Below are 14,018 nucleotides of genomic sequence, written 5' to 3' on the forward strand. Positions count from 1 at the left end.
GCCATGTCCATTCCCCGTCCCACCCTTGCCGAGCTGGCCGCCACCGGCGAACAGCTGGGCCTGCAAGTGCCGGCGCCGCTGCTGGCCGAATACGCCCAGATCCTCGAAGCGGTCTGGCAGGACTACGACCGCCTCGAACAACTGGACACCACACCCGCCCCCCCAGCCTACCCGCGCGGCCCGGGCACCCTGCCCGAGCCCGCGCAGAACCCCTACAACGCCTGGTACGTGCGCACCGACCTGCACGGCGCGGTCAGCGGCCCGCTGGCCGGCAAGCGGGTGGCCCTCAAGGACAACATCTGCCTGGCCGGCGTGCCGATGATGAACGGCGCCTCGACCCTGCGCGGCTACGTGCCCGACCTCGACGCCACCGTGGCCACCCGGGTGCTCGACGCCGGTGGGCAGATTCTCGGCAAGGCCCACTGCGAGTTCTTCTGCGTCTCGGGCAGCAGCCACACCAATGCCACCGGCGCGGTGCACAACCCGCGCAACCCCGGGCACTCCACCGGCGGCTCGTCGTCCGGTTGCGCCGCGCTGATCGCCGCCGGCGAGGTGGACCTGGCCATCGGTACCGACCAGGGCGGCTCGGTGCGCATCCCGGCGGCCTACTCGGGCATCTACGGAATGAAGCCGACCCACGGCCTGATCCCCTACACCGGCATCATGCCCATCGAAATGACCCTGGACCACGCCGGGGTCATGAGCGCCAACGTCGCCGACAACGCCCTGCTGCTGGAGGCGCTCGCCGGCAGCGACGGCCTGGACCCGCGCCAGGACCGCCAGGTGCCGGTGCAGCGCTACACCGAGGCGCTGGGCAAAGGCCTGGCGGGGCTGCGCATCGGCGTGGTCAGCGAGGGCTTCGGCCACGTCAATTCCGAGCCGGACGTCGACCTGGCGGTGCGCCGCGCCGCGGCACTGTTCGCCGAGCTGGGCGCGCGGGTCGAAGAGGTCTCGATCCCGCTGCATGCCCTGGGGCACGCGATCTGGACGCCGATTGCCGTGGAAGGCACCACGCAGCTGTTGCAGGGCTACAATTACGGCTCCAACTGGAAGGGGCTGTATGTGCAAAGCCTGATGCACGCGCAACAAGGGTGGCAGCGCCAGGCGGCGGCCTTCCCCCACGACCTCAAGACCTGCCTGCTGGCCGGGCAGTTCGCCCACCAGCGCTTTGCCGGGCAGCACTATGCCAAGGCGCAGAATGCCGCGCGGCAACTGCGTGCGGCCTACGACGCGCAGCTGGCCCACTACGACCTGCTGCTGATGCCGACGGTGCCGTTGAAGGCGCCGCGGCTGCCGAGCGCCCATGCCAGCGCCAGTGACTGGGTCAGCCGCGCCCTGGAGATGAACGCCAACACAGCGCCGTTCGACGTCACCGGCCACCCGGCGATCTCCATCCCGTGCGGCCTGTCGCAGGGGTTGCCGGTGGGCCTGATGCTGATCGCCGGCGACTACCAGGAGGCCACGCTGTACCAGGCCGCCCATGGTTTCGAACAGCACATCGATTGGGAAAGCCTCACCTCATGACTGCCCAGCCCTACAAGGTCGGCCTGCTGTTTTCCGAGCACAGCCTGACGGCCGCCTCTGAAACCACCCAGGCCAACGCCACCCACCTGGCCATCGCCGAGGTCAACGCCAGTGGCGGCATCGGCGGACGGCCGTTGCTGGCCATCGACGGCCACCCCGGTGCCGAACCTGGCGACTATCGCGACAGCGCCCTGCAACTGTGCGACGAGCATCAAGTGCAGGTGCTGTTCGGCACGCACATGTCGAGCACGCGCAAGACCGTGCTGCCGGTGGTCGAGAGCCGCCGCCGGCTGTTGTTCTACCCGACCATGTACGAAGGCTTCGAGTACTCGCCCTACTGCTTCTACACCGGCTCCGCGCCCAACCAGAACTCGCTGCAGCTGGCGCGCTATGTGCTTGAGCACTTCGGCAATCGGGTACTGTTCGTCGGCGGTGCCTACGTCTACCCGTTCGAGTCCAACCGCATCATGCGCGAGCTGTTCGAGCAGGCCGGCGGCGAGGTGGTCGATGAAATCTACCTGCCCTTCCACGCCACTGGCGAGGACTTCATGCGGGTCATGCAGCGGGTGCGGGCAACCGCGCCGGACGCCATCTATTCCACCATCGTCGGCAGTGACATCCCGCCGTTGTACCGCGCCTACCGCCGCGCGGGTTTCGATCCGGCCGTCACGCCCATCGTCAGCCTGGCCACCAACGAGGTCGACGTGCTGGCCATGACCGCCGAAGAAGCCGAGGGGCATGTCGCCGCCGCGCCCTGGTTCTCCACCCTGCAGACCCCGGCCAGCCAGGCCTTCGTCGCGCGCTACCAGGCGCGCTTCGGCGAACAGGCGCCGCTCACCGCCGGCGCCGAGGCGGCGTATTTCCAGGTGCACCTGTTCGCCGAGGCCGCGCGGCGGGCCGCCGATGACTCGGTGCAGGCCCTGCGCGAAGCCCTGGCCGGGGCCAGCTATGCTGCGCCCCAGGGCCAGGTGCGCATCGACACGCAAACCCAGCACACCTGGCTGTGGCCACGGGTCGCCCGGCTGGACCACCAGCGCCGCTTCCAGACGGTGCTGGAGAGTCCGCACGCAGTGCCGCCGAGCCCCTACATGGTCGATTACCAGCTGGATGTGCAGCCATGACGCGCCGGAGGCCGCTATGACCCACGCCCCTTCGCTGCTGCGCGAACTCAAGGGCCTGCGCGTGCTGGTGATCCATCCCCAGGACAGCGAAGCGCACATCGTGCTCGAACAGCTGCAGCGCATCGGCTGCATCGTCGAACAGCGCTGGCCGGTGCCGGTACGCCTGCCCGAAGCGGTGGACGTGGTGCTGCTGGCCATCGAACTGAGCCAGCGCGCCAACACCCAGCAGTTGATCGAGGGGCTGAGCGAACAGGCGCCGCCGATCATCGCCGTGGTCGGCTACGAAAACCCGTCGATGCTGCAACTGGTGCTGGAAACCCAGCCCGCCGCGGTCATCGAACGACCGCTGCGGCCCTTCGGCCTGCTCACCCAACTGTTGATGGCCAGGGCGGCCTGGCGCGCGCGCATCGACCTGCTCGCCGAGCTGCGCAAGCTGCAAGGTCGCCAGCCGGCCGTGGCGAAGATCTCCATGGCCAAGACCCTGCTCATGGCCCGCCATCGCCTCGGCGAAAACGACGCCCACCGCCGCCTGCAACGCGAGGCGATGGCCAGCCGCACCAGCATGGAAGCCATCGCCCAGCAGATCATCGATGCCGGCCTGCCGGCAGCCCTTGAATGACTGACTAAAAAATTAAATCGAGGTCACCCATGCACGGATTCACCTTCAGCAGCACTGCCCACCTGATCTGCGCCGCCGGCAGTGCCACTGGCCTGGCAGTACAATGCGCCAGTTGCGGCGCGCGCAACGTCTTGCTGGTGACCGACGCCGGCATCCTGCGCCATGGCCTGCTCGACGGCGTGCTGCCCGGCTTTGCCGCCGCCGGCGTCAACGTGGCGGTGTACAGCGAGGTGCTGGCCGACCCTTCCGAAGCCGTGGTGCTGGCCGCCACCGCGCAGGCCCGGGCCATGCAGGCCGACCTGATCGTCGGCTTTGGCGGCGGCAGCTCGATGGACACCGCCAAGCTGGTCGCCTACCTGGCCTACCCGGGGCAGCAACAGGGCCTGGCCGACATCTATGGCGTCGACCAGGCGACCGGCCCGCGGCTGCCACTGATCCAGGTGCCGACCACCGCCGGCACCGGCTCGGAAGTCACGCCAATCTCCATCGTCACCACTGCCACCGGCAAATCCGGCGTGGTCTCGCGCCAGCTGCTGCCGGACCTGGCCATCCTCGACGCCCAGCTGACCCTCGGCCTGCCGGCCGCCGTCACCGCAGCCACCGGTATCGATGCCATGGTGCATGCCATCGAGGCCTACACCAGCAAGCTGCGCAAGAATCCCCTCTCCGACCTGCTCGCCCGCGAGGCCCTGCGCCTGCTGGCGGCCAACCTCGAGCGGGTGGTGCAGGTACCCGATGACCTGCCCGCGCGCCAGGCCATGCTGCTCGGTGCCTGCCTGGCCGGACAGGCCTTCGCCAACGCACCGGTGGCGGCGGTGCATGCGCTGGCCTACCCGCTGGGGGTGAGCTTCCACCTGCCCCATGGCCTGTCCAATGCCCTGGTCCTGCAGCAGGTGCTGCGCTTCAACCTGTCGGTCGCCCGCCCGCTGTACGCCGAACTGGCCCCGCTGGTGCTGGGCGATCGCCTGCAACCGGGGCTCGACATGGCCGAACAACTGATCGAAGAACTGCGCCGCCTGCATGTGGCCACCGGCCTGCCCTTGAGCCTGAGCGAGGCCGGGGTGACCCGCGACAGCCTGGCGCAGTTGGCCAGCAGCGCCATGCAGCAGCAGCGCCTGCTGGTGAACAACCCGCGCCACGTCAGCGAGGCGGATGCGCTGGGCATCTACACCGCCGCGTTCTGAGCCCGGGGCGGCGCCGGCTACGTCCGACGCCGCTTCGTGTCCACCCTGTAACCAAGGCAATACACTGATCTGTTTGACCTTTTTCAACACGCGCGGATAAATGTCAAGGTTCTACCCAGAGACCCTCGCCATGCTCCACGCCTCCCCTGCGGCCGCTCGCGTCGACCCCGAGCAGATCCACATCGACAAGATCTTCCCCACGCCCATCGCCAGCCTGGTGCTGCCGGGCCATGCGCAGCTCAATGCGCACCTGGCCGAGATCATCCTCGCCCGCGCCGGGTCGCACCCTGGCACCCAACACAGCAACCAGGGCGGCTGGCAGTCGCAGGACGACTTCGCTGCCTGGGCCGGTGCACCCGGCGCCACCCTGCTGGCCTTCGCCCGGTCCTTCGTCAACGAGCTGACCGCCATCAGCACCCCGGACCTTGGCCTGGTGGAGGCTACGCTGGACTGGCAATCCAGCGCCTGGGCCAACATCAACCGCAGCGGCCACTCCAACGCCCTGCACAGCCACCCCGGAGCCTTCTGGTCGGGGGTGTACTGGGTCGATGACGGTGGCGAGAGCGGCCTGGAAGCGGGCGGCGAGCTGGAGTTCTCCGACCCGCGCGGGGTCTTGCCGATCATGGTCAACCCTGAACTGCGCATGCGTATCGCCGGCTGCCTGACTGCCGGCTACCGCACCTCGGTCAAACCCAGCAGCGGCACCCTGACCCTGTTCCCGTCCTGGCTGATGCACGCTGTAAGGCGCTTCGACGGCCTGCGCCCACGGATCTCGGTGGCGTTCAACTTCGCTGCACCCCGGGTGTATGCCTCGGCGGGCTGAGCGCGGGCCGGATCAACCGCTGATCTGATCGGGCCCCGGCGCGCGCCGTTTTTTTTGCCAAAACGGATACACGCCCGCCAGTGGCGCGGGCCTGCTCACAGCAGCTCGCCAATCGCTGCCACCAGATGCCGAGTAGCGGCCTCGACGCTGCCCTCATTACGACACGCCAGCCAACCCTGCTCCGTCAGCGCCTGCTCGAACGCCTGGGTCGCGGCGACATGCTCCTCGAACCGCTGCATCACCGTACTGCCCAGCCCCCGCGAGCGCGCCGCGGCTCTTGCCCAGGAGAGCTGCGGGTCGGTGACCACCCCTACATGCAGGTCCGGCACCCGCACCCCTCGTTCAAGGTTCAGCCGCAGCACCTCGGCGAACGGCACTTGCCGGCGAAACGCCGCATCGGAGGGGTACCAGCGGTCGATCAGCAGGATGCTGCCCGCCGGCTGTCCGGGCAGCACCTGGCGGGAGATCCAGGCGCGGCTGTCGGCCAGGCGCTGGCACACCTGCCATTCCAGTTCGGGATCAGGCTGCCTGGCCAGTCGATTGACCAGGGCCATGGTCTCGGCCCGGGTGGGGTCGTTGTTGCGCTCGCAGAGGCGGATGACCTTGAGGTCGTGGCAACGCAGCGCCTGGGTCACGGCTTCCAGCAGCGTGGTCTTGCCGGTGCCTTTGGGGCCGTCGAAGGAGATGAACAGGGGGTGAGGCATGAGGGGTCCGGGTAGTCAGCGAGACCGCACGCTGGGTAGTCCTGGCGGCGCCGGGTGTCGATCGTACAGCGGCGTAAGGGGGTCACGAAAGCAGATTGTCGACCACGCGGCGGATCGAGGCCTCGGTCTGGGTGTCGCTGAGCAGGCTCTGCGCGACGCGGCGCACGACCTGGCTCAGGGCAAATTGCGGATGCCCTAGACGAGATCGATATGTTTTTGAGATAGTATCATATTAGTATTGTCGAGCTAATGTTGATTTATCTGTAAAAGTCGATGGCCGTATCAAGAATTATCACTTGCAGAACATGGAGTCAAAATAACATGATAGCTCCGGATCAATTTGACTTCATCTTTTCGCGAAGCGAAGCTGTCAAAGATGAAGTCTGCACCGAGCTGCGTGATGAAATCAAAGATTCGTTGGGGCTCGGATTTGCAGGTATGTTCCCAGGATTTTCAGGGGAGTTCCCATTAGCTACAGCAGTCATTGAAAATCATTGGGAAAAGCCTGTCCTTGCTTTTCGGAATGTAACCTCTACGTGGTTACCTTTTTTGATTGCCGTATCTGCTGATAGGAACATATTTTTTAAGATTAAGAGTAAGCGACTTCCAACAGAGGGTCTAAGCTTTGATGAAAGCCATTATATGCTGCCTGAAGGATGGTTAGAGAGCTATCGATCTTTTGAATCGTTCTATGTGACGGAAGGCTCAAGGATGCCGATATCATGGAAAGACACTCCAACCAGTTATGCAGGCAGGCTATCTATAGAGCAGTACTGCAGAGAATTAGGGGTCAGCTTCAAGTCGGCTAAAGCTTTCAAAAAAGCTCATCCTTCTTCGATTTTAGAATGTTGGTTAATTACAAAAGCGGGGGATGGATTATTCATAAATGCGATGAGCAAGGAACGAAAGGCTCTTCATATCAGGAACGGCAATTTCGATGATATATACGTGCTCGAACATCCCACGCATACCCTCGATAGGTATCTGGAGCATTATTTGCTCCGAAATCCTGGCACGTTCGATTTTCGAGATGAATCGGCACCTAGCTAAAACGTAAAGTTACGCTGCTGGCTACTGCGGCGGCACCGGGTGTGGAACGCGATCCGAGGCTTTAGTAAAGTAGATTGTTTATGACGCGGCAGATGACAGCCGTTAAAGTCCAGGTTTAGCGATTCATTTGCTGCACGCCCGGCCCGGTCCGGTTCACGTGCTTGCGCAGTTGGCACGAAAACGTGCGAGTGCTGCCCAGGCCGCGGTGTAGTGGCGATTCACATGGGGATCCACTATCGGGGTACAGAAAAAAGTCATGGCCGGCCAAAACCAGTCTGTGGGGAAATAAGTCGGCTTATCGAAAACGAACATCTACAAAAAACAGAGTAAATAAAATGCTAAAACCGGAACGCTTTGATTACGTCTTCACGCAAGGCTCAGATATCAGAGCAGAAATTTGTGCTGAGTTACGCGATGAAGTAAAGGAATCGCTAGGGCTAAATTTCGCGAATATGTTTCCAGGATTTTCGGAGAAATTTCCATTGGCTACGGCTGCCATTCAACACTATTGGGAGAAGCCTGTCGTTGCTTTTCGCAATGTGGACTCTATGTGGGTGCCATATTTAATTGCTGTATCCCCAGATAGCAATATTTTTTTTAAATTGAAAAGTAAATACAATCCGATACAAGGACCGGACTTTGATCGGAGCCATTATATGCTACCTGAAGGGTGGAAAGAAAATTATAGATCTTTTGAATCATTTTACGTGACTGAAGGCTCGGGTCTGCCACTGCAATGGAAAAACACGCCGACCAGTTATGCAGGCAGGCTATCTGTAGAAGACTACTGCAGGGAAGTGAGGGTGGGCTTGAAATCAGCGAAAGCGTTCAAACAAGCCAACCCTTCTTTTATACTAGATTGCTGGCTAGTCACAGAAGCGGGGGATGGATTATTCACGAATGCGATGAGCAAGCAACGAAAGGTTCTTCATATCAAGAACGGCAACTTTAATGATATTTATGTGCTCGAACATCCTACACATACCCTTGATAGGTATCTGGAACATTATTTGCTCCGAAATCATGGAGCGTTTGATTTCCGGGCCGAATCGGCACCATAGCCAAAACGAAAAATTGTGCAACTGGATATCGCGGCGGCGCCATGTTTTGATCGTGCAGTGGCGAAAAATGCATGAGCCCCAGAGGTGAAAAAGTGTGGTTCAATACAAAAAATGACACTTTGGAGTAAAGGCTAATGTCGAAAATGTATTTCATAGGGTGCGCCGGTAGTACCAAATGAATCGTTGGCGGGGATTTCGCTTTACAACCCCTGAAGAACTTGCTGATGCGATAGGCGATACCGGATCAGGGGGATTGATGATGCTTATAAATTTTAGATTCGCCTATTCTCAGGAGGATTCATACAAAATTTGCCGGTGAAGAGGCATACACCTTATAGTTATTTCATTTCTTAGTGGCAGCTCATTCAAAAAGCAAGTTTTTGAAATCCCAGCCCATAACTCCAGTTTTCTGGTGATGCAGCTGAGAGATTTGTTTCTAACGGGCTCTCCCGGATGGAGTAAAGCTGAGCAACCAGCTCTACGATTTGTTACACCTGAAAAATTTAAAGCTTGATGATTGTTAAGAGCGATTTTATTCTTATGACGATCATCGCTTAGTCAGGATAAGTGACCAAGCTGCTGCGCTTGAAGAAAGACTTGACCCGTTCATGTGTGCGATCAGCGTATTGCCTTATTCAGCAGCCTAAGGGCCCTAGGGTAAATTGGCGGCGGGCTAGCTGGCGGAGCGAATCAGGGTTTTCGCGATCAGGCCCCAGCCGTCAATCAGCAGGAACAGCGTGAGTTGAGCGGCATCGAGATGGTGATGGGCGGCACCATGACCTTGCCCAGCGCCATCGGGATCAAGGCGACGCCCAAATCGATGATCATAATCGGCACCTATCAGCGGCAAAAATGCCGGACAGGGGGCGTGTCAAAAAAATCATTATTTGTTACATTTGCCTGCAAGCCGACCGGCGGTGCTGGACGGGCTGAGCCAGTTCAAGAGGTTGGCGTGTTCGGATGTAAGTAGGGGCCAATTACGCCCCCCCCCGAATTACTCAGGCGTTCGGCTGCGCTCGATAGCGGAGTATCATCGAGATCCAGTAGTGCCGTGGACCATATCTAGGAATTAAAATGAATCAAAAAGCCAGTGCAGTAGTTATAGAGTTGGCAAAAAAGCTGATAGATGTTTCCAGTCAGCGTAACAACGATTGGGAGGCGGCATATTACCGCTTCAGCTTCGACAAGCTTCAGATAGATTCAACCGCTCTCTATTCAGTACGGGGTGAAGGATTTTTTTTCGATGGGTTCAAGTGCGTAGGCTTTTATGAGGATATGGAGGCTTTATCAATATCCTTGGTGAAGGAAGTCGATAAAAATAAAGGGCTATTTTTGCTGGTTGTCAGGTCGGATTTCACCTATGAAATCAAGTTTGAATGGACGGATCTTGGTAAATGGAAGATCAGCAAAGAAGACGGCCAGTCCGGTATCCCTTCGGATATATAAGGTTTTGCAGATGCATTGAAACAATGAAATCAGCCAGGTCGACACCGTGTCGGTCGAACCTACCTATAGACGACCTCACCGGTCTGGAGAACGGGTTCACCATGGCCGTAGCCAGCATTGACCGGACCCGTGACAAGATATCGGTAACATACGACCGCTTAAATGGTTGGACAAATCATGACAGTGAAAATTTCCTGGAACGCCCCTGTCGTACCCGGCAAGTCATTGGCCGGAATCCCTCTTGATATCACCTCTGACGCGCTGGTCGAAGCTCTTGAGCATTACCGGCTGAAGTCCGCATCGGATATTTACCAATTCGAAAGCTCACCATTACTAAAGAGAATAGAAACCTCTCTTAATGATTTCGTCGATGAGGCATACGTATTTGTATTGCTGGATGATAGTCGTATCCATAAATTCAACAAGGGCACCTACGCGTTAGGCGTCGCACTGAATAATCAGAAAATACTTGAAATAACGGCTTATAATTTCAGCTTCCCGGGTGATGAGGTGGAAGGTTTGGTCTATCGTGGGCGTCTCCCAGGCGGTGCAAAGCTGGGAAGCAAGGTGTCCGATCTGCTTGCCCACACGGACCTTATATTCGACGACGATGAAGAGCGTTTTTACACCACCGAGCCGTACGGTCTCCTGCGAATAGATGGGCAAGGCGTACCGCTTGATCATGTCGCCAATCAATATATCAGCGCGATTACCCTGCTGCAGGGCTGACTTGAATCCCGCAACTGCCCCGATATCGCCCCCCCATTTCCAATCCGCGCAAGACCCGCCCATGACCAGCATCCTCACCCCCTTGATCATCCTCGACGTCCAGGACGCCATCGACCAGCCCCGCTGGAATGGCAAGAACAACCCCGGCTACCTCGCCGTGATCCAGCGCCTGCTGGCCCATTGGCGGGGCAACGGCTGGCCGGTGCTGCACGTCAAGCATGATGAAGCCAACCCCGCCTCCACTTATCACACTCATGGTCCATGGAACGCCATCAAGCGCGAAGTTGCGCCCATCGCGGGCGAGCCGGTGATCGTCAAGCAGCACAATTGTGCCTTCATCGGCACCGAGCTGGACGCGCTGCTCAAGGGTATGCAGGTGCGCCGGGTGGTGCTCACCGGGGTGGTGATTCACCACAGCATGGATGCCACCGTGCGCGCCGGCAAGGCGCTGGGCTACGAGATCATCCTGCCGGCAGACGCCACCACTGCGGTACCGGTGGCAGGCGACGCGGGCAAGAGCTGGGATGCGGCCAGCGTCCACGAGTTGACGCTGGCGATACTGGCCGGCGAGTACGCGGAAGTGGTCACGGCCGAGGCATTGCTGGTCGGGTAATAGGGGCAGCCCGAATGCGCGGGCCGACCTCAGGGCGGTCAGCTTGCATCGTTGCAGATGTAAGCGGCATAAAAGCGTGAGTGGTGCGATAAAACGATCTGAAAACTTCGAGAGTCGAGCATGAGCAAGGTGACAACGCAGCAAATCGAGCAGTTAGTGTCGCTGCATCCTGAAATCGTGTGTTTTGGCAGTGAAGCTGATCGAGTGGATGATCACTGGATCACACTGGCAGAGCAGCGCCTGGGACTCGAACTGCCAAGGACGTACAAGTGGTTTTTGAAAACCTATGCGGGGGGCGAGATTGGCACCGAGGAAATCTATAGCCTCTATGGAGTGGACTTCGAGAGCGTCAATGGCGGAGACATCGTCTATCAACACCTCGTCGGTATGAAGAATGAGCTGATTGAAGTCGATCAACTTGTGGTGAGTGAAACTGATGCCGGGGAGGTTTTTTTCTTCAACTATTCACAGTTTGAAGGGGGTGATTGCCCAGTGACACTTCGGCTTCCTTCTGGCGAGACTGTAAGGTATGCGTCGGACTTCCATGAGTTTTTGTATAAACGAATTGTTGCCCACGTCGCTGGCCCTAGCCAGTGACCACGCTGAAGTGCTGTCGGCCGAGGCATTGCTGGCCCGGTAACCACTGGCGTTCACCGGGCCCGCCAGGCTTATCTCAGGCCGGTTCCACCTGCGCCTGCAACTGCCCTGCCCCTTCAAGCTCGCGCACCAGCGGCAGCACGTGCTGGCCGAAGTATTCAACCTCTTCCTGAAAGTGCAGAAAGGCCGACAGTACCAGGTCGACCCCGGCCGCCTTGAGCGCGACGATGCGCTCGGCGATCTGCCGGGGGGTGCCGATCAGGTTGGTCTTGAAGCCGTCGTTGTACTGCACCAGGTCTTCGAAACTGGACTTGGCCCAGTTGCCCTCGCCTTCCGGGCTGGCCTTGCCGGCCTGCCGGGCGGCGTCGCCAAAGGCGTTGACCGCCTCGGGGTCGGCTTTGTCGATGATTTCGGCGAGCACTTCGCGCGCCTGTTCCTCGGTGTCGCGGGCGATGATGAAGGCGTTGACGCCGATCTTCACCGTATGGCCGTTGGCGGCGGCCTTGGCGCGGATGTCTGCAACCTGGGCCTTGATGCCTTCGACCGTGTTGCCGTTGGTGAAGTACCAGTCGGAGACCCGCGCGGCCATGTCGCGCGCGGCCCGCGAGCTGCCGCCCTGGAAGATTTCCGGGTGAGGCTGTTGCAGCGGCTTGGGCCGCAGGTTGTAGTCGTGGAAGCGGTAGAAGTCGCCCTTGAAGGTGAAGTTGTCGGTGGTCCAGATGCCCTTCAGGGCGCGGATGAACTCTTCGGAGCGGCGATAGCGCTCGTCGTGCTCCAGCCAGGGTTCGCCGATGGCGGTGAATTCGCCCTTGAACCAGCCGCTGACGATGTTGATCGCCACGCGGCCGGCGGTCAGCTGGTCGATGGTCGCCAGTTGCTTGGCCACCACGGCGGGCGTCCATGGGCCTGGCAGGATCGCGGCGATCACCTTCAGGCGCTCGGTGGCGGCCAGCAGCGCGTGGCTGAAGGCGACCGACTCGTGCTGGTATTCGGCGCCGTAGCCGGCGGTGAAGCGGATCTGCGTCAAGGCGTACTCGAACCCCGAGCGTTCGGCGATCTGCGCCAGCTTTCGGTTGTAGTCGATGTCCCAGCCGGTGCGCTGCTCGATCTTGCTGACCACCAGGCCACCGCTGACATTGGGCACCCAGTAGGCGAACTTTATCGGGTGTGAGCTCATGCGGGCTTCTCCGTGTTGAAGGTGGACGTCACCTCACTGCCAGGGATGTGAGCAGCAACCGTGCCAGCGCATTTTTGCCAATCCATTCAATGCGTTGCCAGCTGAGCGCAGATCCTTGATGTCCGTGCCGGGGCAAGCTGCACAAGTGCTGTTGCGTCAGCAACACCCGAAAAAAAAGCCCGACGCCAAGGGGTCGGGCAGGCGCAAGCACAAGACTCGCCACAGGGAGGAGCTCGATCGACGCTGGCCTACTGCAACAACGGCACGTGCGCAGCACGCTGGTAAGGGCCATAGGCCGCCGGGGCCCAATGAAAGCTCGGACTCTGGCCGGTGACATGGCCGATGCCGGGGAACGGCAGGTGTGCGGCAGCCAGCCACTGATGGTCTCGGGCCAGTTCGCTGAACTCGCTCAGGCGGCTGGCGATGGCCTTGGCCGGGTCGACGTCGAAGCGGATCGCCACCTGTGGGTGCTCGAACTGCACGGCGACGTTGTGGATCAGGTCGCCGATGAAGACGATCGACTGGCCCTTGGACTCGAAGCGGTAGGTGGTGCTGCCCGGGGTATGACCCGCCTTGAGCTGGGTCTGCACGAACGGCAGGGGTGACGCCGGTGGCGTGAACGTTGCCCACTGCCCGCTGGCGACATAGGGCGCCACCGAATGCTGGGCCACCTCGAAGCCGTCGCGGGATTTCTCCGGGGCGGCGGCCTCCTCCTTCTTGCTCAGCCAATAATCGGCTTCAGCCTGTGCGGCGTAGACCTTGGCGTTGGGGAACAGCGCCGCGCCGCGGGCGTCCACCAGCCCGCAGACGTGGTCCAGGTGCATGTGGGTGAGCAGGATGGTCTCGACCTGTTCAGGCTCGTAGCCGGCTGCGTGCATGTTGGCCAACAGGTGGCCGGCGGTGGCGCCGATGCATTGCCCGGCGCCCGTGTCGACCAGCACCAGATGTTCGCCGGTGTTGATCAGAAAGGCGTTGAAGGTGGTCTGCACCGCCGCCCCATCGATGGCCTGGCGGGCCAGCAAGGCGCGGATCTGCGCCGGGCTCATGCCTTGCAGCAGGCTGGGGGCCAGGTCGTTGTAGCCGTCGTACAGGGCGTTCACCTCGTAGTCGCCCACCGCCAGGCGAAAATAGCCCGGGACCTGACTTTTTTGTTGGGCCGCCGGCTGGGCGGCGGCGGCCGCTGCCATGACACAGGCAAGCAACGGCAGGGCGTAACGGGCGTATCCCGGCATGGCAAGTGACCTCGTGAGCGAAGCCGGCATGTTGCGCGCCCCGCCGGGCGGCGGCTTGATGGTCTGTGCGCGATGTGGAAGCGGCGTGCTGCGGGTTTTGCCCGGTGGCGGGCTGTTGGGGCATCATGGCCCGGTCGA

At 60.8% G+C, this 14,018-nt stretch carries 15 protein-coding genes; 12 read left to right on the forward strand and 3 right to left on the reverse strand.

The window, feature by feature from the left end; all coding sequences use genetic code 11:
* The first annotated feature begins 3 nt into the window (after window positions 1-3).
* The 5 genes from SFA35_RS12945 to SFA35_RS12965 all read left to right on the forward strand — a co-directional run bounded on the left by SFA35_RS12945 (window position 4) and on the right by SFA35_RS12965 (window position 5,271).
* Window positions 4-1,524, forward strand: coding sequence for an amidase (locus tag SFA35_RS12945; protein ID WP_320570922.1), 1,521 nt, complete (start codon window positions 4-6; stop codon window positions 1,522-1,524).
* The gene (locus SFA35_RS12950; RefSeq protein ID WP_320570923.1) at window positions 1,521-2,645 is read left to right on the forward strand and encodes a transporter substrate-binding domain-containing protein; all 1,125 of its coding nucleotides are present in this window, start codon (window positions 1,521-1,523) and stop codon (window positions 2,643-2,645) included. The genes SFA35_RS12945 and SFA35_RS12950 overlap by 4 nt, the downstream gene beginning before the upstream one ends.
* 16 nt (window positions 2,646-2,661) lie before the next feature.
* Window positions 2,662-3,264 carry an ANTAR domain-containing response regulator gene (locus SFA35_RS12955; protein ID WP_320570924.1) on the forward strand — a complete coding sequence of 201 codons (603 nt, stop codon included), beginning with the start codon at window positions 2,662-2,664 and terminating at the stop codon, window positions 3,262-3,264.
* 29 nt (window positions 3,265-3,293) lie between these two features.
* Entirely contained in the window at window positions 3,294-4,448 is a 1,155-nt protein-coding gene (locus tag SFA35_RS12960; RefSeq protein ID WP_320570926.1) for an iron-containing alcohol dehydrogenase, read from the forward strand.
* A 130-nt stretch (window positions 4,449-4,578) separates the two neighbouring features.
* The gene (locus tag SFA35_RS12965) at window positions 4,579-5,271 is read left to right on the forward strand and encodes a TIGR02466 family protein (RefSeq protein ID WP_320570927.1); all 693 of its coding nucleotides are present in this window, start codon (window positions 4,579-4,581) and stop codon (window positions 5,269-5,271) included.
* A gap of 95 nt (window positions 5,272-5,366) precedes the next feature.
* On the opposite strand, the gene SFA35_RS12970 is transcribed toward SFA35_RS12965, so the two are convergent.
* Window positions 5,367-5,975, reverse strand: coding sequence for a dTMP kinase (locus SFA35_RS12970; RefSeq protein WP_320570928.1), 609 nt, complete (start codon window positions 5,973-5,975; stop codon window positions 5,367-5,369).
* Between the two features lie 321 nt (window positions 5,976-6,296).
* Between SFA35_RS12970 and SFA35_RS12975 the strand changes: the two genes are divergently transcribed.
* The 7 genes from SFA35_RS12975 (at window position 6,297) to SFA35_RS13005 (ending at window position 11,471) form a co-directional block, all read left to right on the forward strand.
* Complete coding sequence (locus SFA35_RS12975) at window positions 6,297-7,025, forward strand: hypothetical protein (protein ID WP_320570929.1); 729 nt, start codon at window positions 6,297-6,299, stop codon at window positions 7,023-7,025.
* A gap of 335 nt (window positions 7,026-7,360) precedes the next feature.
* Window positions 7,361-8,086 (forward strand): hypothetical protein, encoded by a 726-nt coding sequence (locus SFA35_RS12980; protein ID WP_320570930.1) that lies wholly within the window; start codon window positions 7,361-7,363, stop codon window positions 8,084-8,086.
* Window positions 8,087-8,828: 742 nt separating this feature from the next.
* Window positions 8,829-9,056 (forward strand): hypothetical protein, encoded by a 228-nt coding sequence (locus SFA35_RS12985; RefSeq protein ID WP_320570931.1) that lies wholly within the window; start codon window positions 8,829-8,831, stop codon window positions 9,054-9,056.
* Between the two features lie 104 nt (window positions 9,057-9,160).
* On the forward strand, window positions 9,161-9,532 hold the full coding sequence (locus SFA35_RS12990) for a hypothetical protein (protein ID WP_320570932.1): 372 nt from the start codon (window positions 9,161-9,163) through the stop codon (window positions 9,530-9,532).
* A 177-nt stretch (window positions 9,533-9,709) separates the two neighbouring features.
* Window positions 9,710-10,261 carry a hypothetical protein gene (locus tag SFA35_RS12995; protein WP_320570933.1) on the forward strand — a complete coding sequence of 184 codons (552 nt, stop codon included), beginning with the start codon at window positions 9,710-9,712 and terminating at the stop codon, window positions 10,259-10,261.
* Between the two features lie 61 nt (window positions 10,262-10,322).
* Window positions 10,323-10,874: an isochorismatase family protein gene (locus tag SFA35_RS13000; RefSeq protein ID WP_320570934.1), complete on the forward strand. Its 552-nt coding sequence runs from the start codon at window positions 10,323-10,325 to the stop codon at window positions 10,872-10,874.
* A gap of 120 nt (window positions 10,875-10,994) precedes the next feature.
* A complete protein-coding gene (locus SFA35_RS13005) occupies window positions 10,995-11,471 on the forward strand; it encodes an SMI1/KNR4 family protein (RefSeq protein WP_320570935.1) in 477 nt (158 codons plus the stop codon).
* A 76-nt stretch (window positions 11,472-11,547) separates the two neighbouring features.
* On the opposite strand, the gene sfnG is transcribed toward SFA35_RS13005, so the two are convergent.
* Both sfnG and SFA35_RS13015 read right to left on the reverse strand, forming a co-directional pair.
* A complete protein-coding gene (sfnG, locus tag SFA35_RS13010; protein WP_320570936.1) occupies window positions 11,548-12,648 on the reverse strand; it encodes a dimethylsulfone monooxygenase SfnG in 1,101 nt (366 codons plus the stop codon).
* A gap of 248 nt (window positions 12,649-12,896) precedes the next feature.
* Window positions 12,897-13,880, reverse strand: coding sequence for an MBL fold metallo-hydrolase (locus tag SFA35_RS13015; protein WP_414058393.1), 984 nt, complete (start codon window positions 13,878-13,880; stop codon window positions 12,897-12,899).
* Between the last annotated feature and the right edge of the window lie 138 nt (window positions 13,881-14,018).

The sequence above is a fragment of the Pseudomonas sp. HR96 genome, from assembly GCF_034059295.1.
Taxonomy (GTDB): domain Bacteria; phylum Pseudomonadota; class Gammaproteobacteria; order Pseudomonadales; family Pseudomonadaceae; genus Aquipseudomonas.